General features: G+C 44.4%; 22 protein-coding genes. 10 read left to right on the top strand and 12 right to left on the bottom strand.

The features are described from left to right. Positions 1 to 13 precede the first annotated feature (13 nt). The 7 genes from SK066_RS13995 to SK066_RS14025 all read right to left on the bottom strand — a co-directional run bounded on the left by SK066_RS13995 (position 14) and on the right by SK066_RS14025 (position 7,730). On the bottom strand, positions 14 to 1,489 hold the full coding sequence (locus SK066_RS13995) for a hypothetical protein (RefSeq protein WP_320541975.1): 1,476 nt from the start codon (positions 1,487 to 1,489) through the stop codon (positions 14 to 16). Positions 1,490 to 1,537: 48 nt separating this feature from the next. Further along, positions 1,538 to 2,383: an ABC transporter permease gene (locus tag SK066_RS14000; RefSeq protein WP_320541976.1), complete on the bottom strand. Its 846-nt coding sequence runs from the start codon at positions 2,381 to 2,383 to the stop codon at positions 1,538 to 1,540. Between the two features lie 3 nt (positions 2,384 to 2,386). Continuing rightward, positions 2,387 to 3,532 (bottom strand): extracellular solute-binding protein, encoded by a 1,146-nt coding sequence (locus SK066_RS14005; protein WP_373289151.1) that lies wholly within the window; start codon positions 3,530 to 3,532, stop codon positions 2,387 to 2,389. A 242-nt stretch (positions 3,533 to 3,774) separates the two neighbouring features. Beyond that, a complete protein-coding gene (locus SK066_RS14010) occupies positions 3,775 to 4,863 on the bottom strand; it encodes an ABC transporter ATP-binding protein (RefSeq protein WP_320541977.1) in 1,089 nt (362 codons plus the stop codon). A 160-nt stretch (positions 4,864 to 5,023) separates the two neighbouring features. Beyond that, positions 5,024 to 5,848 carry an ABC transporter permease gene (locus SK066_RS14015; RefSeq protein WP_250343348.1) on the bottom strand — a complete coding sequence of 275 codons (825 nt, stop codon included), beginning with the start codon at positions 5,846 to 5,848 and terminating at the stop codon, positions 5,024 to 5,026. A 476-nt stretch (positions 5,849 to 6,324) separates the two neighbouring features. Then, positions 6,325 to 6,765 carry a MarR family winged helix-turn-helix transcriptional regulator gene (locus SK066_RS14020; RefSeq protein ID WP_320541978.1) on the bottom strand — a complete coding sequence of 147 codons (441 nt, stop codon included), beginning with the start codon at positions 6,763 to 6,765 and terminating at the stop codon, positions 6,325 to 6,327. A 260-nt stretch (positions 6,766 to 7,025) separates the two neighbouring features. Beyond that, a complete protein-coding gene (locus SK066_RS14025; RefSeq protein WP_320541979.1) occupies positions 7,026 to 7,730 on the bottom strand; it encodes an SDR family NAD(P)-dependent oxidoreductase in 705 nt (234 codons plus the stop codon). Between the two features lie 341 nt (positions 7,731 to 8,071). Between SK066_RS14025 and SK066_RS14030 the strand changes: the two genes are divergently transcribed. Next, complete coding sequence (locus SK066_RS14030; RefSeq protein WP_320541980.1) at positions 8,072 to 9,016, top strand: tyrosine-type recombinase/integrase; 945 nt, start codon at positions 8,072 to 8,074, stop codon at positions 9,014 to 9,016. Positions 9,017 to 9,043: 27 nt separating this feature from the next. After that, on the top strand, positions 9,044 to 10,045 hold the full coding sequence (locus SK066_RS14035; protein ID WP_320541981.1) for a hypothetical protein: 1,002 nt from the start codon (positions 9,044 to 9,046) through the stop codon (positions 10,043 to 10,045). Here SK066_RS14035 and SK066_RS14040 read toward each other — a convergent pair. From SK066_RS14040 to SK066_RS14050, 3 genes are all read right to left on the bottom strand, one after another. Further along, entirely contained in the window at positions 10,040 to 10,753 is a 714-nt protein-coding gene (locus SK066_RS14040) for a methyltransferase domain-containing protein (RefSeq protein ID WP_320541982.1), read from the bottom strand. The two genes, SK066_RS14035 and SK066_RS14040, sit on opposite strands and share 6 nt — an antisense overlap. A gap of 145 nt (positions 10,754 to 10,898) precedes the next feature. Beyond that, positions 10,899 to 11,663, bottom strand: coding sequence for an HAD family hydrolase (locus SK066_RS14045; protein ID WP_320541983.1), 765 nt, complete (start codon positions 11,661 to 11,663; stop codon positions 10,899 to 10,901). 375 nt (positions 11,664 to 12,038) lie between these two features. After that, a complete protein-coding gene (locus SK066_RS14050; protein WP_250343351.1) occupies positions 12,039 to 12,554 on the bottom strand; it encodes a DUF3939 domain-containing protein in 516 nt (171 codons plus the stop codon). 490 nt (positions 12,555 to 13,044) lie between these two features. Here SK066_RS14050 and SK066_RS14055 point away from each other — a divergent pair, with 490 nt between their 5' ends. From SK066_RS14055 to SK066_RS14070, 4 genes are all read left to right on the top strand, one after another. Further along, positions 13,045 to 14,046 (top strand): YpdA family putative bacillithiol disulfide reductase, encoded by a 1,002-nt coding sequence (locus tag SK066_RS14055; RefSeq protein ID WP_250343352.1) that lies wholly within the window; start codon positions 13,045 to 13,047, stop codon positions 14,044 to 14,046. A gap of 497 nt (positions 14,047 to 14,543) precedes the next feature. After that, complete coding sequence (locus SK066_RS14060; RefSeq protein WP_320544888.1) at positions 14,544 to 14,987, top strand: DUF441 domain-containing protein; 444 nt, start codon at positions 14,544 to 14,546, stop codon at positions 14,985 to 14,987. Between the two features lie 27 nt (positions 14,988 to 15,014). Continuing rightward, complete coding sequence (locus SK066_RS14065) at positions 15,015 to 15,680, top strand: hypothetical protein (protein WP_320541984.1); 666 nt, start codon at positions 15,015 to 15,017, stop codon at positions 15,678 to 15,680. 230 nt (positions 15,681 to 15,910) lie between these two features. Continuing rightward, positions 15,911 to 16,417: an ADP-heptose synthase gene (locus tag SK066_RS14070; RefSeq protein WP_188776741.1), complete on the top strand. Its 507-nt coding sequence runs from the start codon at positions 15,911 to 15,913 to the stop codon at positions 16,415 to 16,417. 150 nt (positions 16,418 to 16,567) lie between these two features. Here SK066_RS14070 and SK066_RS14075 read toward each other — a convergent pair whose 3' ends face one another. After that, the gene (locus tag SK066_RS14075; protein WP_320541985.1) at positions 16,568 to 16,756 is read right to left on the bottom strand and encodes a hypothetical protein; all 189 of its coding nucleotides are present in this window, start codon (positions 16,754 to 16,756) and stop codon (positions 16,568 to 16,570) included. A 391-nt stretch (positions 16,757 to 17,147) separates the two neighbouring features. Between SK066_RS14075 and SK066_RS14080 the strand changes: the two genes are divergently transcribed. The 4 genes from SK066_RS14080 (at position 17,148) to SK066_RS14095 (ending at position 21,979) form a co-directional block, all read left to right on the top strand. After that, positions 17,148 to 18,401 carry a M20 metallopeptidase family protein gene (locus tag SK066_RS14080; RefSeq protein WP_320541986.1) on the top strand — a complete coding sequence of 418 codons (1,254 nt, stop codon included), beginning with the start codon at positions 17,148 to 17,150 and terminating at the stop codon, positions 18,399 to 18,401. Beyond that, positions 18,394 to 20,052, top strand: a complete 1,659-nt coding sequence (locus tag SK066_RS14085) for an ABC transporter substrate-binding protein (protein ID WP_320541987.1) — start codon at positions 18,394 to 18,396, stop codon at positions 20,050 to 20,052. The genes SK066_RS14080 and SK066_RS14085 overlap by 8 nt, the downstream gene beginning before the upstream one ends. Before the next feature lie 2 nt (positions 20,053 to 20,054). Further along, positions 20,055 to 20,981 carry an ABC transporter permease gene (locus SK066_RS14090; protein WP_320541988.1) on the top strand — a complete coding sequence of 309 codons (927 nt, stop codon included), beginning with the start codon at positions 20,055 to 20,057 and terminating at the stop codon, positions 20,979 to 20,981. 86 nt (positions 20,982 to 21,067) lie between these two features. After that, entirely contained in the window at positions 21,068 to 21,979 is a 912-nt protein-coding gene (locus SK066_RS14095; protein ID WP_320541989.1) for an ABC transporter permease, read from the top strand. A 162-nt stretch (positions 21,980 to 22,141) separates the two neighbouring features. On the opposite strand, the gene SK066_RS14100 is transcribed toward SK066_RS14095, so the two are convergent. Then, positions 22,142 to 22,438 (bottom strand): HesB/YadR/YfhF family protein, encoded by a 297-nt coding sequence (locus SK066_RS14100; protein WP_250343435.1) that lies wholly within the window; start codon positions 22,436 to 22,438, stop codon positions 22,142 to 22,144. Between the last annotated feature and the right edge of the window lie 194 nt (positions 22,439 to 22,632).

Genomic DNA, 22,632 nt, shown 5'->3' on the forward strand with positions numbered 1-22,632 from the left:
CTAGCTCCTTTCCTTACCTATCCGATTCTCCAAATGTCCATATCAGCGCTTCCGGTGTATCCTTTGTTAAACGAATAAACGATTCAGCACGAATGCCCGAAACTGGACGATACTGTTCATCTAGCGTATAGGCATACATATGACCAAGCTCAACTTCATCTAGTCCGCCAGGCAATAATACAGCACGAATGGCAGCGATATCGTCTAAAGTTAACTGTTGATCTGTTTTGATCGTTGTGGCAAAGCCTGAGTAAGGCCCTTCATATGCCGCACGAAATGCTCCAATTCGCATATCAAAATAACTGGACGAAAGCCATTCCTGCTCCCCTTTTAAACGAAGCTGGTAATCGATTGGCGTCTGACGGAGCAAGGAAATATTCTCACCCGTCACTTCATCAATAGGGGTATCCTGCGACTGGCTACGAAGGGATTCAGGCCACTGCTTCAGCCCATGAATAAATAGATAATGCCGCTGATCGGCAAGCTTCCAGGAATGACGATCCACGGGCTGCTCTAGCTCATACTGACGATTCATTTCCCAATTGCTTACCTGATGGATGAATGGATATAACGCCATCACACGCTCACGCGGCTCGCAGGTACGATCCCATTGCAGCAGTGGCGGTAGCATATAACGATAATCCGAAAGCGGCTGATCGGTAAAATTGCCGTTAGCCGTAGCCGCCTGAAGCACCGGATGACCACCGCAATCAGTCAAGCCAGCAAATGCCGTTTCCACATGATGCGGCCCTTGATACGTATGACGTAAAACCTTGCCATCGCGATCTAGCTCTACCCGATGCATCCATTCGATATCTGTCGTACGCCCCCATTTACTCATAAGTAGACCAGACGGCGTTCCTTCATCCTCGTGGCTGAACACCATATGATATTCAATCGTCATACGATCCTCTTGCTGTTCGATCGAGTACATCAACAGCAAGGGCGTATCGGTAAACGTACTCTCATACGGATGAGTCAGCTGACGTCCATAGATAACAGGAGTATGCCGATATACCATCGCTAGCGGCTCCTTCTCATCAATATGGTATACACCTGCTCTTCGTACAACAGCGCGTGTAGCTCCAGCCGGTGTCATATCACGCTGTAGCTCTAGTGTGACGGTATGGGCTCCAGCAGGCAAGCAGCCGAGCAGTCTGCTATAATCCAGCGTCTGCTCGCCATAAAATAAAATGACATCCTGCTGGTATTCACCATTTAGATATAACCGCAGCACGACGGATTCCCGTCCCTTCTCCTGCCAGTTGCTATCCCCTGCGGCTTCCAGTCCAAGCACCGCATAACCTGGCTGCTCCAATTGAAAATGGATACTCATCGCCTGTTCACTGTCGACTATCGCATCCGTCATGCTCCGTCCATGCTGCATCGCATCTGCTGCATCAGTAACCGACTGCACATTCAGCTCATAATGCTGCTCATCATGTCCTGCCTGCTCCATTGTAGATGCCGCCTCGTTAGCTTGATTCATCGTCCATTCACTCCTTGTCCTGATACGAGCAGCCTACCGCTATATCACTTAGGACTGCTTATCCAGATCCTGTCCCATCGTACGAATGTAAAAGTACCCCATCACCGAGCATAACAAAAACATAAATACAGCCATCGCGCTTGCTGTATGCGTCTCCTGATAATTCGAAAACACCTGCTGCATCGCTACTCCAAGCACCTGCGGCGAATTCGCTCCGATTAGAAACGGCGCCGTAAAGCTACCGACAATGCCCATAAAAATAAAGGTGAGCGCCACCCACATCGTCTTGTAGGATAGCGGCAAAATAAAGCGAAAAAATAATTGCAGGCTACTCGCTCCTGCATCGCGCGCACTTTCGACTACGGAGTTTGGCACAGCAGCCAGCGCTGAGCTGAGCAGCATCGTAGCGAACGGAATATTAAACCACAGATTGGCTAGCAATAGACCACTGTAGCTATAAATGATCTTCGGAAAGGTATCGATCCCGATCAACAGCAGCAATCTAGCCATCCAGCCATGATTGCTATAGAGCGTGATCAGCCCATATGTAGCAATAACACCCGGCACAAACATTGGTATAAAATACAAGCGATTAATCCAGCGCGCCATCCAGCCTTTGCCAAAACGCAAATAAACAGCAAGCGCATAGCTAACGAGTAGAGCAATCACCGTCGAGACCAGTGTCACATTTAACGTGTATATAATATTGGTGCGCATCGCTGGCTCTGTAAACATACGAATATAGTTACCGAGTCCGAACTCACCACTATTTTGATCAATCAGACTTTCCTGTACAGCATACAGAATCGGCAAAATGACGACAACGAACAAAATGAGAAAGGAGGGGATAACCAGGGCAAGCCCCAGCATCCCTCTCTTTACCGAATGACTCATCTGTTATTGCCCCGCTACTTCGCTCTGCCAGCGTTGATTGATTTCTTTTTGCAGATCGCCGCTGTTAAATTGACGATATCCGCTGGACACACTGGCAAACTGATTTTGCAGCTCTTTTGGCATCAAATCCCATTTGATCCCTGGATAGCCATACATTTTGTTGACGATGATCGTTTGCGCTTCTGGTGTTAGCACATAGTTCAGCAGCTTCTCGGCAGCTTCTTTTTTCGTCGACATTTCTGGCATCAGCAGGTACGAAGGGCCACCTGTAAATGGAGGATCGATCTGCGCCAGCTTCACTGTTGATGGTAGCAGCTGCTTATTCAATTGCTCCAGCGCCATATCCGACCATGCTGGAATCATATCCACCTCGCCGCTTGCCAGCAGATCGAGTGTACCCTGATTTTTCTTAGGATATACGCCTTTTTGATACATGTACGGGCCGAGCTCTTTGAGCAGATTGAAGCCTTTATCCCATTTTTGCGCCATCGATGGATCACTGCTGTTCATCGCATCTGCTGGCAGGAAATTATAGATCGCCGTGTTCACAAATGAGCTACCCGAGCCACCTGTCGCTGGATCATTGTAAGCAAAGCGACCTGGGTGCTGACGAATCCAATCGTACAGCTCATCTGCTGTTTTCGGCGGCGTGCTGACACGTGAACTATCATAAGCAAGGACGACCGAAGAAGCACGATATGGAACAGCCATATCATTCGCTTGCTTGAGTGCATTGCTGTCTACATTGGACAGATTCGGAATAGCCGAGCTATCCAGCTTCGCCCAGATCCCCTGACTGTTGCCGCGTGTCATATCATCCAGACTGCCTTCATACAGATCCACATCTACACTTTGCTGTCCGCTCTGCTTTGCTGCAAGTAAACGATCTACCGCAGATTGACCGCCTGTACCGGATGGCAGGTACACCAGCTTCACCTTGATCGTTGGATTCGCTTTTTCAAATTCAGGAATGAGTGTTTCCCATAGCTCCTTCACGTTCAGTGAGCCACCGGTATACAGCGAAATCTCGGTTGTGCCTGTACTGCTGGCACTTGCTGCCTCTGAGCCTGATTTGCCGCTACAGCCTGCCAGCAGTGCGATACTGATTACAATCATGAACAGTGAACTCCATTTTGCTTTTGTGAACACGTTGGTTCCTCCTCGAATATGGGAAATGACGATAGGAAATGAAGATTAACTTTTTTAATGTAGACGAATGATAACGACCTTGCCCTCAAAAAAGACCATTCTGTTCTATTCAGACATCCTATTATGCTCGTGCAACGTATCCAGCACATCGCCTTTCTAATACCGGTTCGCGCTGAAACGTTGTTATTATCACCTCAGCTTTCTGGTATGATCCATGTATAGCCGTTATAGGATCGGCATACTCATACAGTTGCTGCTTGAGATGCTGCTGTATGACTAACCGTTATGCCTGCTGTCTGTTCGGGAAAGGCTGTAAATTTACGCAGCCCGATCCGAATCGCTTGCCCGTTTAGCAAATGAACTGCCTGCTCGCGTGGCACGAACATTTTAATAATCTGCCCATCGCACACGACCGATACTTCTGCATAATGACCAAGCACCATCACCTGCCGAATCGTGCCTGCCAGACTATGCTGCTCATCTGTCAGGTACACATCCTCCGGTCGAACAGCAATCGTGCAGGCTCCAGGCAAGAGCGTCTGTCCGGGCTGCGGCTCTAATTCCAGCGACTGTAGACGAATACGTGTACCATCACTAACTGCTGGCAGCAGGTTGATCCGACCGATAAAGCTCGCGACAAATAAGGAGCTTGGACGATCATAAATATCCTGCGGGGTAGATAGCTGCTCGATCTGTCCAGCGTGCATCACGACAATCCGATCGGAGATCGATAAGGCTTCCTCCTGATCATGGGTTACGAACACCATCGTCATGCCTGTACGCATCTGAATATCTCGCAGTTCTTCACGCATCTCCATCCGTAGCTTGGCATCCAGTGCAGAGAACGGCTCATCCAGAAGCAATACATCGGGCTCAAGTAGTAAGGCACGCGCTAATGCTACACGCTGCTGCTGTCCACCGGATAGCTCGGATGGGTACTTGCGTGCTGCGGGCGCTAGCTGTACGAGCTCCAATGCATCTGTAACCGCACGCTGAATATGTGCTTTTTTATGCTTGCGAATATGTAGCCCGAATGCAAGATTGTCATACACCGTCATATGCGGCCATAGGTTATAGCTCTGGAACACCATCGCGGTCGGTCTTTTCTCCGGTGGTAGCTTTAACACGCTCTGACCACGAATCAGAATATCGCCGCTATCCGGTTCCAAAAAACCGCCGATCGAGCGTAGCACCGTCGTCTTGCCACAGCCAGATGGTCCCAGCAATGTGACCATTTCGCCAGGCTGCACATCCAGTGTAATATCGCTAACGCCATCGCCTGTTTTGAATCGTTTACTCAATTGTCGAATCGATAGCTGAGGTTCTGTCATCGAATATCCTCCTGCTTTTCTATAAAGTCTTACTCCATCTGTATAAGGAAATGAAGATAAAGTGATTAGTACATACAGGTGAAGCAATTAGCCAATAAATATCAAGCGCGTACTACATACAAGCTGCGAATGGAATAACGACTACTCTTCATACGCACCGTCATTTCACCTGAAAGCCTCCTGCTAGCACATCCGCACTCACAAATCGACGTGCAGCAAGCAGCAGAATAATAGTAGGCAATGTTAAAATGACAGAAAATACAGCGCCTGTCGTGCTCGGATAATCGGCGATAATCGAATACATAATGATTGGCATCGTTTTAAAATCAGGGATACCTACCAGCAGTGTTCCCTGCGCCTCGTCCAGCGAAGCAAGAAACGTGAAAATCGATGCGACCATAATGCCGGGGAATGCCATCGGCAGTGTAATTTTCCAAAACACACGTAGTGGCCCTGCACCTGCATCACGCGCTGATTCCTCCTGTGCCCGATGTACACTCCGAAAAGCAGAGGATGGAATCCAGGTCATATACATCAATGTGTTGACCATATGAATGAGCACGATGCCCACAAAGGTATTCATCAAGCCGAACTTATAAAATAAGACGGCAATCGATACATACAAGCCCATCTTTGGAAAGGCATGAGTGAGCAAGAAGGAAAACAAAAACCAGCGACTAAACGGAAAGGCAATCCGTGCAAAAGCATATGCAGCTGGAATACAGACGATAATCGAGCAGATCGTGACTACAGCAGCAATCAGAAACGAAAGCGAGATTGACTCCAGTACATCATCCTGTGTTAAAACAAATTGCCACCATTCCAGCGACCAGCTCTGTGGTAATGCCGCTGGATATTGCCATTTGCCTGATACCGCGAGCAGTAACAAATTCAACAATGGCCCCAGAAAAAAGATAACAAACACAACCAGCACAACAAATTCCATAACCTTCCTCGCACCGAGCGAGCGTACATACCAGCCCATGACTCCATCCTTCCTACCTGAATTCCTCGTCACCTGTTCCGTGAAGTTGTCTAGACGTCTCAATTGTTTGCAACTCTGAGTATATAGATCGTTTATTAGCTCCACATGCGTCCCAGTTTATTTTTGTGTAAAGGAAATTTCTGTCTCTACTCACAGTGGAGATCAGCAAATGTTATACACACGGATCACTTGTATAACGCTTCCATTGCATTAGATACCCTATATCATGAACAGATATAGCCCGATAAAGACAGCTTCATAAACTGCCAAAATCGGGCTAGACATCTCATTTATTCGTTTATCAGGTACTGGCAATCATTTACGTCGAATTTACAATTGCATAGAGAGCTTGTACCTGCACATGAAAAAAAGGACTGGTTTCCCACAATCAAAGGAATATCAGCCTTTTATTTCATCTTATCGTTATGATGGTGCAGATCTATTCATGTAGACCCTCAATGAGAAGCTCCTACACATTATGTGCTCTTATTCATTCGTGCCACATTCTCGTCTAATTGCATCAATATTTTTTGCAAGGTATCCAATTCGTTGTCACTAATCTGTTGCAGCAGCTCCTCCGCAAAATTCTCTTTTTCCTTTTGCGATGCCTCAATGGATTGTCTGCCCAGATCGGTTAGTTGCACCCAGATAATGCGGTTATCTCCCGCTTTTTTGCGACGTGAAACGAGCTGTTGCTCTTCCAGCTGCTTGAGGTGCCGAGCAACGGCAGCTTTGTCCAGCGTGACTCGCTTTTGCAAATCGCCCTGACTGATCTCCGTCTCCTGATAGATTAACGCCAAAATTTCAAAGCGCGATTGGCTAAGACTAATATAAGCATCAAAGGTCGTATTAATAGCGTTGTTCACGCGATACATCTGATATAGTAACTGCGATTTTTTCGACCAATCCTGACTCAAAGGTATCACATCTTTCATAAGCATAATAGATTGTACAAAGCTTGTAATGTACTAGCCAATATACAACTTATGCTGTTTGTTGACAAGCATTCCGTGTCATGACGGCATCTTCTTGTAACGAAAAGATGAATAATGGTGATCAGGTGTGATCAAGCTAGCTCTGTTATTCCCAACGTGAGAAACCCTTGCCATTAGCTCAAAAGAAACGATCTCGCACAATCCCATACGATACACTCGAATCGGTATTCGATCAAGGCTAATTAGCCATAAACAATGGGTGTGCCATCATAATTAATAATCTGTCCATTATGATTTTTGTCATCGATCAGGAAGCTTACGATGAACTCAGCCGCTTCAGCAGGCATTTTCACAAAGTCACCGGTCATATTCCCATTCAAATCTGTAGAAACAGCACCCGGCAACACAGCCAAAATCTGTACAGGAAGCTGCTCCTGCTCAAAGCTCATTCCCCACGATTTAGTCATCACATTCAGCGGCGCCTTAGATGTGGCATAAGCAAATGCATTAAAATGAGTCAGCGGCTCAATCGGAATTGTGACATTTTGAATCTTACCATGGTTGGCAATCAGTAATGGAAGCAGCCCTTTCGTTAGCGCAAAAGGCCCGATAAAGTTAACGTCATACGTAGCTCGTAGCTCTTCTACATCAAATTCCCAGCCTACCTTATGCATATCGCCCGGAATACCTGCATTGTTAACCAGCAGTGACAGCTCACTGTATTGGTCAGTAACGATGCGTACAGCATGCTCAATACTTTGCAAGTTCGCCACATCCAGCAATACGAGCTGTGCATCACCCCATGCTTGCAGCTCTGCTACCGCCTTCTCCCCACGCAGCTGATCACGCGCTCCTACCAGAACCCGATATCCCTCCTGCAACAAACGCTTGGCAATCTCATACCCGATTCCCTTATTACCACCAGTGACTAGAACTGTTTTGGTCATTGTTATTCTCCTTTGTGTGGGCAGTATGTAATTAGATGCCCTTATTCAGTTTATGTTGATATATCAACGTTGATACATCAACAATATAGAATGAATTTGGAATTATGGCAAGTGTTTTATTTACTGTGTCTGTAGATTTTTGCGAAGAAGGTTATCAGATGAGAAAGTCATATTTAGTGATATCCGCTACATTACATTTACATTTAAGCTTTTCAATCATAAAATTGTGAAGGCTTTAATTAATATTTGAGCACACACTTGTTCATAAGTTCAGTAAACACCAAGCTTAAACAAACTATAAGAGACCATAAACATATTGATTCAATTGAGGAGGTTCTATTTTGCATTTAAAATCTACAGATTATACGATCTATATCCAAAAATATATCAACCATATGTATATTGAAAAAAATTTGTCTATGAAATCGATCAAAGCCTATATATCTGACTTGAATCGCTTCACCATCTGGTTAGATGAGCATCAATATGACTTTGTTACTGAAGATATTATTCATTTATATTTTTCTCATCTTATTCAGAATAACAATCTTAAAGATTCCACTATTAAAAGAAAGTATATTACCTTTAAAAGCTTCTTTGCTTTTATTGCACAAAAAAACTGGATTAGTGAATCTCCTCTTATACATCTTGGAAAACGATTTAAAACTTCTAAACGCATACCTAAAACGCTCCCGCCGCATGAAATTAAACGTCTATTAACTGCTCCTGAAAAAGAACGATCATCTCGTACAAGTCCATTTCAAGTACGTCTAAGTATACGAAATGATGCAATCATCGATCTTTTATTTTCTACAGGTATACGTATCGGCGAATTAGTACAAATTCGATTAAAGGATCTCGACTTGCGTAATCGCTCTATTATCATTTTTGGAAAAGGTCGAAAAGAACGGTTATTGTATCTATCGAGTTCAGAATTAATTGATAAAATTCAACACTGGTTAAAGATTAGATTCGAATTTTCACCTCAATGTGATTCCCTATTTTTAAATAAATATGGACAACGTCTTTCCATTTATGGCATTGAAGATATCTTTTCCAAGTATAAACAATTAGCCAAAATCAATACTAGCGCTACGCCTCACTATCTACGTCATTCTTTCGCAACCCAATTACTTGAAAATGGCGCCGATTTACGAGCAGTCCAAGAAATTTTGGGCCATTCTAGTGTGAGTACAACCGAAATTTACACTGAAGTTTCTATCAAACGAAAACGTACAGTATTGAATAAATATAACCCTAGAAACAAAATAGAGACCTCCAAATAACTATAAATTATTTGGGGGTCTACATACGTGCATGAAGTAGTAAAAAATTCTTACAAGGTTAAGATAGCGTCTAAAGGAGATGATGAAGACCTGATAAAGGCGCTTAAGATATATAACGATGAGACTCCACCAGAAATTAAAACTGAAACCAACCACATTTTGCATTGGTTAGAATCTAATAATAATGATGATTTTAAATTTTTAATATTTATTATTTATTTAGATAACATGGTAGTCGGTTTTGCAGAAATTGCTTATTTTCGCAAAATTAGAACCTCTTTTATTGATTATTTAACTTTTAAAAGTGGTTATCGTTTGAATGCTGTCTTCTTTCCCTCATTCAGTTTGATACAAAATTTAATGGACAAGAATGGATACGAATCTGATTACTGGGTTACGGAAATTAATAATAAAAAAAACGGAGAGCATATCGACAAAGAGAGTTCTTTTTTGAGAAGATTACTGTCCATGGAAAATTTTGGCGTTATTGAGTTTGATTACTTTCAGCCAGCACTGGGCGAGAATAACTTCGAAAGCTTTCTTCCTGCCAAACTGCATATTAAAAGCAATGCAACTACGGAATTAAAAGAATTATCCAAAAACACAGTAATAAATTTAGTTAAAACAATTTACTTTACGTATTATTTAAATTGGTATCAAGCATTTATGGCAGAAAAAGAGTTTGAAGAATATCAATTAGAATTAGAAAAATTATTTGCTCAAGTAAAAGAAGGAATAATAAAAGACCCAGTCAGTATCTCAGTAGAACAGCGTATTCTGTTAACGGTTGATGATTCACAAAAAACAGCAGGTTCTGTACCTGCAAAAAGTGTTAGAAGTAAAGTTATTTATTCTTTTGCCATAACAACATCGGTTTTTCTATTACTAGTTTTAGTATTTTTTGTTTATCAATTTATTTATAAGCATTTTGGACTAAAGGAAGAGTCCATAGCTACACTATTAAGTGCAATTATAACTGGTTTGACTACGATCGTAGGTATTTATATATCCCGGAAAATCAAATCATAATTTTTGACATAATAAAATAATGTTATGACTTCTTTTGGAGAAAAAGGGGATTTTTCTAAAAAAAACATCTAGGTAACAGAATTTAGCAGAATCATTTTCGCTTTTTGTCTTGAAATACGCATAACTACTAATTATATGAAATCTTGATGAATCGACTAATTTGAAGTTATTCATTTTCAATAGCTTTTTTATATATTCTATGGAATAAACAGTCAAAATATGATCTTCATTAAAATATTTTGTTTTGATAACACAGGCACTTTTTTTATGACTAGTTGACTTATAAAATTCCATACTCCAGCTACTCTCAAACTCGAGCACCAAGTATCCTTTGTGCTTAGTTATTCTAGACATTTCAGAGATTGCTTTTAATGCATCACAATAATTAATAACACTACCAACACAAATAATAGATCCAAAAGCCTCGTTTTTAAATGGAGTTTTTTCTATACTACACACTGTATAGTCTTCACAATTTTTAATATGTTTCTCAATTATATCGCTATGGTGCATTTTGATATCAAGGTTATATGTATTTCCTCCAGAACCAGCATTTAAAGTGGAGGGATTGTCTAGAAATAATTGCTTTTTTTTGTTTAAGTAAATTTCAATTTGTATTTTAGTATATTCATGCCATAAATCTCCTACAGGCCATATATCATTTTGAGATTCATAAAATTTTTTTACATCCAGATTATCTAAACTCATAGTTAGAGACCCCCAAATAATTTATAGTTATTTGACTATGACTGTGTTTATTCATAAGCCCTTAGTCTTAGTCCATTATACTCTCAATAAAAACAAGAGTCTCCATTTTTTTCTTTATATGGAGACTCTATCTTCAAAATTTATTCTATTTTCGCTCCCAAATCGCTCCCAGCTCATCCAGCTCATCAATCGTACGCCACGGCTTCATTCCTAGCTCATTATCCCATGCAAAGCTGCGACGCAGGAAAATACCACGCATACCCGATTGAGCGGCACCCCAGATATCATTTACCGGATGATCACCGACGAATACTGTTTCAGCTCCGCTTGTTCCCAGCCGTTCTAATATCATCTCATAAATGCGCGCATCAGGCTTCTTGATTCCCGCTTCTCCTGAGGTCAGAATAACATCGAAATCTCCTTCAAGCTTCAGATGACGCACCTTTCCATACTGAATATCATATGTCCCGTTTGTTAATATTCCCAGACGAAATCCTTGCTCTCTGCAAGCAGCAATCGCTTCACGCGCATGCTTCATCAGACGCGCTTCCTGCATATAATGCTCATTGTAATAAGCAAACAGATCATCCACTTCTGGCTTCTCTGCCCATGGTAAGCGCTCCGTCAATTCTTCAAAAAAGCCCCGTTTATCCCGATAGCCATCTGCATCGGTAATACGCAGGTAGCCGATAATATCTCGCGCCAGCGTTTCATCCACATGTCCAAGATAATCCCGAACGAGTCGCTCCGAAAAAGCGCGAAACGCATGATCCCGATCCATCAGTGTATTGTCCAGATCGAAAATGACTGCCTTGATCGGTGTATCATTTGCTGTAACCTCCATCGTCCTTCCCTGCTGGAGATTTTCTGCCGCCTTTTCCAGTGCTTCAACTGGTAACTGTTTTGTCATCTCATCGTTCTCCCCTGTCTATCCTTGATCTATCGTTCTTAATATCCTACTACGTCCCGTTTATTCTACAAAAGGGCAAGCTAGATGGCAATCGCCTGCTGCACACATCCTGTATTGTATGCAGGAGCCTACTATACGTACAAACAGCACAAAAAAGCCTGCACCGATTAGAATACACCGCTACAGACCTTGATTACCTCAAAATATACAATACATTTCCAATCTTCTTCTCATTCATGATCAAACGTTTAGCTAGTATCCATCACGAAGCCCAGCATCTGATTTTACTCGATACCATGCTCATGCCAACCTACTCGATACTACTCTATTCTTTATAAAATATATTATATTCATACGTTTTCAAGCCAATTCAGCCTATAACAGCACATATGAGCGATCCTGCTCTTCCTTCTGCTTCGGTAAAATAGCAGGCTCACGGTGGGTAACCATCATCTCCTGATCGGTCACGTATACGGGAAAATCAGGAATCTCATGCAGATAGCGCTGCTGATAGAGCTTGCGGCAATCCACCTCCAAATAAGGCGAATCGCTTAACACTGGCAAATGCCCGTTTTCATTCACATAATCATCGACCGCCCACTGCACACGATCCAGATGATACGGAATATGACGCTCGCTTTCGTCAAACAGCTCAAATGTTTCGCGGGACAGGTAAAACTTCTGATCAGACGAGCCTCCCAGATAACGACTCAAACGACCCAGATCTATACTTCCATCCTCCTGCATCAGTACAGTGCGGTTAATCCCATTGCCCATATCACGTTCAAAGCGCAGTACAGCGCTCCGTAATTCATCCAGTGTTACGTGAACAGACGGCAAGCGGTTAAGAGCCTTTTTACCTTTGCTTTTGAATCGTTCCAGAATAGACATAATTGTCTCTCCTCTCTAGCACATCGTTTCATAAATAACGAGTGCAGAAAACGGTTACAAACCCATCCGACGAAAGCGACTAACCTTTTCTTTATGCTTACTATTATTATACCGCCTTTTACAAAGATTGATGCATATTTTTACAAATTTATGCGATTTCACGCCAATTTGATTCATTTTAGCTAGCTGCAACAACATACTTAGGTATATGCTCTGATTCGACCCGGTCAGCGTCCCCTTCTCTCTTCCTGGTTCGATGTACTCACATCCTTGCGCTATAGCTATACATTATGCTCTATCATACATAATCGCGATTATGAAGTTATATACGAAGCGTATCTGACTTCATAATGTATGCAGCGTATAGTAGGATGGCTGTCAGCGTACACAGATTAGTATACCGACTGCGGTTTTTTGGTAAATATGGTATGATGGAGAGCAGCGAGTTTATAGAAATAATATGCGGATATGGAAAGGAGATTTACCCTGTATGCAAGATGTTATTATTGTCGGTGCCGGACCGTGTGGCTTGTCTGCCGCGATTGAATGTGAGCGTCTGGGCCTGAATACTCTTTTGATTGAAAAATATAATGTGGTGCACTCGATTTATCTGTACCCGACGAATATGCAATTTTTTAGCACAGCCGAGCTACTGGAAATTGGTGATCTTCCTTTTCCAACGCCCAATGAAAAGCCTTTTCGTCATGAGGCATTAGCCTATTATCGCCGTGCTGCACAGCATTATGAACTAAATGTGCAGCCGTATACTGAAGCAACCGGTATTGAAAAGCATGACGATGGCAGCTTCTCCCTGCACACGGTGAATCGTCAGGGCGAGCAGCATACGTATCAAGCACGTCGCGTGATCATTGCGACAGGATATTTTGACCATCCGAACTATCTGGGCATTCCGGGTGAGGATCTGGATAAAGTAACGCATTATTTTCGTGAGGCACATCCCTATACAGGTATGCGTGTTGCTATTATCGGCGGCAGTAACTCGGCGGTAGATGCCGCACTGGAAATTGTACGTGTAGGCGCGAAGGTCGATATGGTCTATCGCGGTAGTGATCTGTCTGCCAATATTAAATCATGGGTGCGTCCGATCTTTGAAGGTCTGGTCATGAAGGGCAAAATCGCGCTGCATCTGAATTCACGTGTGACCCATATTACCGAATCCGAGGTGCACGTTACTCGCAATACCGATGGCTCGATCGACAGGCTGGATAACGACTTCGTACTGGCGATGACTGGCTTTCGCCCGGATCGTAAGCTGATCACATCGATGGGTGTGACGATGAGCGATGATATGGACAAGCCGCGCTTTGACCCGGATACGATGGAAACGAATATCGCTGGTCTGTATGTCGCTGGTGTTATTGCTTCTGGTCGCAATGCGAACGAGGTATTTATTGAGACAGGACGTCGTCATGGCGCCTTGATCGCTCGTCATATTGTAGATCGTCTATCACCGAAAACATTGGCTGAATAAGGTTCAAAATACAGGCCAGGACGAGCTTGGGAAACGGAGGCTATTTTTGATCCCTTTCGTTTCTATCCTTTCGTCCGGTTTACTATTACTATTGTATCTATAGTTTCGGCTTATACGTATGTGTGTGAGTGTATAGGTCTTCGGTTTATACGTATGTACAGCTAGCTGTAGCTACTTCTATATAACTGTAGCTGCTTGTGTGTATAGCTGATACAGCTTATATGTATAGTTGTAGTTCCTTATGTGCATGAGCTACTCTCCAAACAATGTTACTTCTTATTACTGTTCCTATCTCAACATACGTCCGCTGGATTCCGGCGGACATTTTCAATTTGTCATACGATTCTTTATTGATATACTCGTTCACTTTTATGCACGATCATGTTGCTTGGTTTTTGGCAATACGTAAGACAAGAACCCTATGCTAATGATTGTAGCTTGCCTACAATCCGAGCAGGATAATCTCAGAACAAAGGAGTAATGAATACATGGCTGCCATTGATATGCCTTCGCTGATCCTGCTTGTAATGGCAGGACTCGGTATCGTAGGTAAAAATACAACGGTCACGATTGCGATGCTCGTGCTGCTGCTTATCCGTGCGTTTGGCTGGCATCAGGCTTTCCCGTGGCTGGAAAAGTACGGCTTAACGATTGGTATTGTAATTTTGACAATTGGTGTGATGACGCCGCTGGCTAGTGGTAAAATTTCCATCGATACGATCCTTTCCTCCTTTCTCAGCTGGAAATCGCTTGTCGCTGTAGGCATTGGTCTATTTGTCGCTTATCTGGGCGGACGCGGTACGATCTTGATGACGAATCAGCCAACGCTAGTAGCAGGATTACTGATCGGAACGCTGATTGGTGTCGCCTTTTTCAAAGGAGTTCCAGTTGGACCATTGATCGCGGCTGGACTGCTATCTCTGCTCATCGGTAAATCTTAATTCCCTCTATAATAGCGAGGTGTTCAGATGAAAAAGCTAACGACAGCAGCCAAAAATCGTATCGCTCGTGACTGGAGCGAGGTGCTTTCCGATTATACGATAATCAAGCCTTTACACTGGGTTAAACGTTATGGCCCTCTTCTGATCGGCGTATATATGAAGCCAGTCTATGGCGGCGAGCATTATGTGCCGATTGTACATACGCACTCTTTGATGACGGTATTTCCAGTTATTTCGTTAGTCTGTCCCCTTCCTATGTATGATGCCAGAGGTAGAGAAGAATCGATTAGCTTCATTCGCCATAGTCAGGAGTTTCAATATATCGCAGCGGCGTTTCGCTCCCAGTATAGCGCGATCCTCACAGAGCCGATAACCTATGCAGCGATGCAGCAATGGTATGATGCATCCATCCGCAGTGCTACAGATTATCCCGTGCAAGCGATGACCGATGCGGTGTTGCTCTCCTGGTGGTGCAATGAAATGCAGCAGGCTGAAGCGCTGATTCTCAGCTATAGCGCCATGATTGCGATATGGCCCGCCGCGGCTAGCACTCGTTTTGGAGGTTCAGCAGGCTGGGAGCAGCGTGTTCGTGCTCAGGCGAATCATGAACAGCTTCATCATACCGCTACGGCAGAATTGACAAAATTCAAGCTTGATACACTTCAGGATTATGGTTTAATTAGCTCTGACTAGAGCGATTGGAGGATGCATGACCTTCACTATAGTCTGGCGTTATACGCATGATCAGGCTGTAGCTCTCCTTGTACTCCCTGCTTGCTACAGCTGTACTTCGATTTTTTGCAAGTTTGCATTTATTGCGAGGGATCGAATATGGTATACTGCCAGTACAGCTTTGACTGTTTTTCTAAATGGTCAGGTTAACAACGATGTGTATACGTATGCATTTCCAGGAGGATTTGTCCATGTCCCAGACATTTGTCATTGAAGCGGTCATGATCGCGATTTATGGGCAGCTTCTAAACCCGGATAAACCGGTCAATTATATCGTTCCATACACAACGATTATGGAGTTATATGAATTTGCGGAAAGTGATGAACCCCTCATGAATAGTCCACTTGAGGATCGTGAGGTACGCAACCGGGTTCAAGAGCTGATCCGTTACTTAGAAGAGCCGCTCAATAAAAAGAAAATTCAGCGTTGTCTACAGATGCCATGGGCGCAAAGCTCTGGTATTGTATTTAGCGACAACGTGCAAATATCTGTCGTCAATGCGCTGGATAATGCGTATTACGGCGAGTCATTTGACCCGATCGAAACCGAATTAATTCTATCTTCACTGAAAAAGGAAGCGCCGATGCTAACCGATCAGTTCGAGTTAATTCAGCGTATGATCGAAGCGAAGGTACCTGTTCAGGTATTCGATATTGAAGATTTCTCTTATGCTCTAGAAGGTACTTCGCCCGTATAATCGCCAGGCAGTATAACCTAAAAAAGCTTCCAAAAGCGTGCCTGATGTACACGGCATCGTCCTTTTGGAGGCTTTTTTGTTGTAAAGATTACACATAATATACACTGTGACATTCTCATCTTCTGCCATCCTTCTATATATAGCATCCCATTACATATTCCCACTAATTCCGTACATGCTCAGCATCGAGGCACCTAGCATGAAGAAGCTTACCGATAGACAGAGCACCGCGTACCGTCCTCTTAGCACATGCTGACGGGTAAAATAAATAGCCGCTGTTGCGAACATCACACTGACCAGTAGCCATAAAAAGACAACCATTCCTGTTAATGTACTCATCTCTCTCCCATTCCTTTCCTGTATAACGTATATTGCCTTACTGCTTCGTCTACTGGAGCAGCTAAGCATGTCGTTATCATACCCATGCTGTATGAACGCTATGTAACGATAAGCTTAATGCTAGATAAATTCACGTATGGCTATGACAGGTATACTACTTTTTGCTGTGTTCTGATCGGTAGGCACCGGTCCATCACCCCTGTTCTGATCGCTATATACCAATCAATAATCGAGCGTCTGCGCTTATGTTATTGATATATTTTATAAGCAAATCGATCTTATCTATTAGTAAACGCATTGACGCTACTGCATGTACATCATACATTTAATGGCATAATTCATATTTATTCGATAGGAATTAAATGAATAATTCGGATCTGAGGGGAAGCTTATGCTAGATCATTTATCGCTTGAAACACATGCATGGAGGGATACGCTGGAAAGTGATCTGTCGCGCATTCGTCGTCACCTGCATCGTTATCCGGAATTGATGTTTGACGTTGATCAAACGATGAGTTTAATTGCTGGCTTATTACGCAAATGGGATATCGAATTGCATGAGCAGGTAGGACGTCATTTTCATAAAGGGGTGATCGGTATTTTACGCGGATCACAGCCAGGGCCTGTTGTTCTGCTGCGTGCCGATGTGGATGCACTGCCTATTCATGAGCAAAATACAGCCGCTTATGCATCGACTCGCGAAGGAATCATGCATGCCTGTGGTCATGATGCGCATACCGCGATGCTGCTTGGCGCCGCCAGGGTACTGACAGCCGAACGCGAGCAGTTGCACGGAACGATTATTTTTGCTTTTCAACCGGCCGAGGAAGGCGCGCAGCCTTCACTACTCGATGGACGATTGATTAGCGGTGGTCGCGATCTGATCGAGGATGGCCTATTAGAGCATGTCGATCAGGTATTTGCACTGCATGTATGGCCGCAATTGGAAACCGGACAGCTCGGTATTCATAACGATGTGGCGATGGCGGCATCGAGTCATTTTACCATTACCTTTCATGGTACACCTGGTCATCATAGCACGCCCCATCTGGCTTCAGACAGTATTATGATGGCGGCACGCTTTATTAACGATATCAAGCTGTTTATGGCAACTCAGATTGATCCGCTGGAAGCAACCGTACTGTCATTTGGAACATTGCACGCTGGCACTGTAAAAAATGCTATTGCTGGCAAAAGCGAGCTGACCGGCACCTTCCGCTCCTTCCATTCACAAACGGTAGAACGTATCACATCCGCTATCCAGCTTTATGCGGAACAGATTGCTGCGCAGCATGGTGGAACCGCCGAGATTGTACAGCGTACAGGCACCGTGCTGCGTAATGATCCGGCTGTCGTAGAGCAAGTGAAGGCAGCGGCAGCAGAAGTATTCGGTTCAAGCGGTATTCAGTCATTAGAGCCCGTACTGGCAGGTGAAGACTTTGCGCTGTATACGCATCAGCGCCCCGGAGCCTTTGCTTTTATCGGCTGTCGTGCACCAGAGCAACAGGAGGTTTATCCACTCCATCATCCACGCTTTGATATTGATGAAAATGTACTGCTGCTGGGCACACGCCTGCATGTGCAGTTTGCCCGAAAAGCGTTATCCTCTATCTCTCATCAACGAAAGGATGAATCCGATGAATGATGTTACACCTAAAATCGCTTTACACTATTCCCGACGCAGCCTATGGATTGGCTTGCTTGTAATGGTATTTATTTTGTCGGGTTGCGGTTCCCATGCAGGCACTGGCAGCGAATCTGCACAGGCTGCCAATGGCGGAACCGGCGGTACGCTCACCTATGCGCTGGCGACAACGCCTGATACGCTTGATCCGCAGCGAAGTGGCTGGGCCGTATCGGTGCGTGTATTTGGCAATATTTATGACAATCTGGTTGTCCAGGATCAAGACGGCAAAATCAAGCCCTGGCTGGCAAAAAGCTGGACAACCTCCACAGATGGATTGAGCTATACGTTTAAGTTACGTAAAGATGTTACCTTCCATGATGGCACCCCATTCAATGCAGAAGCTGTCAAATTCAATCTGGATCGTATTATCAATCCAGTAACCAAGGCAGCGAATGCACTCGCGCTCATACAACCATATCAATCATCCAATGTGATTGACGAATATACGATCAAAGTTAATCTGTCGCATCCATCGCAGGCATTTCTTGCCAATCTAAGCCAGTCGATGCTGGGCATCATCTCTCCTACCGCAGCCAAAAAATACGGCGAGCAGTTTGGACAGCATCCTGTCGGCACAGGTCCATTTGAATTTGTGAGCTGGGAAGACAATGCCAGCATTAAGCTGAAGCGTAATGATCGCTATGCATGGGGACCCGAAACAGTGGACAATACAAAGGCACCTCAACTGGATGGAATTACATTTTCCATTATTCCAGAGGAAGCTACGCGTGTTGGCAGTGTACAGAGTAGACAGGTGCTAGCCGCTGAAACCGTCCCTCCGCAAAATATACTCGGACTGCAAAACAGCTCGGATCAGCAATTGCTGCAAACCGATACACCTGGCTTACCTTATACGCTTTTTATTAATCAACGCAATGCTCCGTGGAACGAGTTAAAAGCACGGCAGGCACTGCAATCCGCTATCGATGTCGGCGCCATTGTCAAAACGCTGTATCTCGGAACCTACAAACAAGCATGGTCTGCACTCACTCCAAACATTCTAGGCTATGATGCATCACTGGAAAATAAAATCCAGCCCAATGTAGAGCGAGCCAATCAATTACTGGATGAATTGGGCTGGACACGCGGTGCAGATGGAATTCGCGTGAAGGACGGCAAACGGCTAGTACTACGATATGTCGATAGCTCCCCTAATCGCGAAAAACGCAATGATATCGCCGCTATGGTACAGCAGCAATTAAAAGCCGTCGGGATCGAAGTACAGGTAAATATTACGAAAGATATCGCTACCATCGTCTTTCAAAATAAGGCATATGATCTGTATGGAAATAGTCAGGTGAACGCCGACCCCAATGCATTATCTTCCTTCTATCACACCCCGGCAGCTGGTGCACGCGAAACGCTGACAGGCTACTCTGATCCGCAGCTCGATACATGGCTGGAAGAAGGTGCTGTGACCAAGGATTCTACTAAACGTCAACAGATCTATCGCCAAATTCAGGAGCGGATTAGCGATCAGGCGCTCATTATTCCAGTGTATATTTTCCCATATACCGTGGTCGCTTCTAAAAGTGTGCACGGTCTACACTTTAACTATCTGGGATATCCGGTCTTCAATGATGTGACATTAACAGGAACAGGAGGATGACCATGCTTCGTCTGGCAGGAATCCGTATCATCTCGTCCTTACTGGTCGTGCTGGGATCATTGATACTCGTATTTGCTATCTTTTATCTACTGCCGGGCGATCCGGTGTTGTCCATGATTGATCCAACGTATGCTACCGCGGAAATGATTCAAAATTTGCGGGTACAGCTAGGGCTGGATCAACCCTTTTACATTCAATTCTGGCACTATTTGAGTGGTATATTACGTGGCGATTTTGGCGTATCGATGCTGAATTCAGAGCCTGTATTGCCTAAAATTCTGGCTCATTTTCCCGCAACGCTCATGCTTACGCTAACGAGCACGCTGATCACCGCAGTTATTGGAGTTACACTCGGTGTGCTGTCCGCTGTACATCGTAATGGGTGGATTGACGTTCTGGCTCGCATTATCGGATTGTTCGGTATTTCGATGCCAACCTTCTGGTCAGGCATTCTGTTGATCCTTATCTTCTCTATTCAGCTCGGCTGGTTTCCAGCAATGGGCTCAGATGGCTGGCAGACACTCGTACTTCCCTCCATTGCACTCGGTATCGTGGGTGCTGGCTTTATTATTCGGATGGTGCGAACGAGCATGCTGGAAGTGATTCATGAACCGTTTATTACAACCCTTCGTGCTAAAGGCATTAGTGAGCGGGTGATCATGTACCGCCATGCGTTACGCAACGCATTAATTCCGGTCGTTACCGTTGTCGGGATGCAGCTTGGCGAAATGCTGGCAGGTACAGTCGTTATTGAGACGGTCTTTTCCAGACAGGGCATCGGGCGTATTCTTGCCGATGCGATTATGGGACGGGATATTCCGGTTGTGCAGGGTGTCGTCTTTTTCACAGCGATTGTGTATGTGTTGATTAATCTGATTGTGGATCTGTCGTATGCGTATATCGATCCGCGCATCCGCCGCTCTACTTGAATGATATAGCGAATGCCTTATTAGCAGCATGAGTTCAACTATAGACCGATATACGACAAATCGTATCCAAAATAGGAGGATTGCAGATGAAAGCTCTATTCGGTATAGCTACCGTGAATCGGCGCGATGCTGCAAATCATGCTCTACAAGCCGAAAGTCATGGCTGGAAAAAGCAAAAGCGACAGCAATGGTTCAGTCTGCTGCTGGCTGGAATTGCCTCGGCACTCGTTGCGTCACTGATCGTATTTGCGTTAGTTCCACAATGGATCGCGCCCTATTCGCCTACTGCCATGATGGCAGATCGTATTTTGCAGCCGCCTGGAGCTACGAACTGGCTCGGAACGGATTATTTTGGTCGCGATATATTAAGTCTGGTTATCTATGGCACAAGAGTCTCACTATTAATCGGCTTCAGCTCTGTTCTTGCTGGCGTACTTGCTGGTGGTATACTGGGCGCACTGGCAGGCTATGCAGGAGGTTGGACAGATACGATCATTATGCGCATTATGGATATTTTGATGACGATTCCGGGTGTATTGCTCGCACTTGCTATTGCCGCAGCATTAGGTCCTGGTCTGCCTAATATTGTGCTAGCGATTGCAGTTGCTTCCATCCCTGGCTATGCACGAGTCATGCGTGGTGGGATTGTTGGGCTTCGCACACGTGGTTATATTGAGTCAGCACGTGCGCTTGGTGCTTCTAACTGGCATGTCATTCGTCGCCATATTTTGCCGAATGCCGTATCTCCTGTACTGGTAATGGCAACGATCGGTCTGGGTAGTTCCATTTTGACCGGAGCCGGGCTGAGCTTTCTTGGTCTGGGAACGGTGAGTGAGATTCCTGATTGGGGAGCCCTGCTATCACAGGGACGTGGCTACTTGACGATCGCATGGTGGATATGTACATTTCCAGGGCTAGCCATTACCAGCTTTGTCCTCGCCGTTAATCTAATTGGGGATGAGCTGCGCGATCGATTAGATCCCCGTGTCGGAGCCTAATAGCAACTTTACTATGTAGAAACGATTATCAATGCCCTTATCCTCGCGGCATCTGTAATCCTATATTAAAATCACAAAAAAAGCGGTATGCACCTCATGTGCACACCGCTCTTCATCGTTTAGCTACCCGCTTATCGTTCATGCTCGCTTACATTCGATCGCTTACGATTCTGGAATATAGGCGTAACGGATGTCATCCTCATGATCCATATACTCTACATTCAATCGATAACCGTTCAAATACCACATATCCTGAGATTCCATATAGAACTGGATCCCTTCTGCCTGCTGCTGAAGTACCGGACTGATTGGCTGCTCTACCGAAATACCGAGCGAAAAGCCCGGATGAATATCGCTATTACTACTGTAGCGGGCGTAAAAGCGAATCGCATCGCCCTCCTTCAGATCAAGCTCCTTTTTATACCAGCGTGCTGCTTCATCAGAAACTGCAATGGACATCATTGATCCCGCCTTTCTTTAAGTTTAATTCATTCAATGCATACAACTGCGATACAATACATTGTGAAGTATAACCATGTAAAGGTCTTGGTATCCTATACCCTCAACATGCAATTATTATATCATGCTTGCAAGATATTCGTCACAGCTTCATGCCAGCTTAATGGGTGCAACATGACATGTCAGTGTATATT

This window comes from Paenibacillus hunanensis (assembly GCF_034055775.1).
GTDB classification, from domain to species: Bacteria; Bacillota; Bacilli; order Paenibacillales; family Paenibacillaceae; genus Saccharibacillus; species Saccharibacillus hunanensis.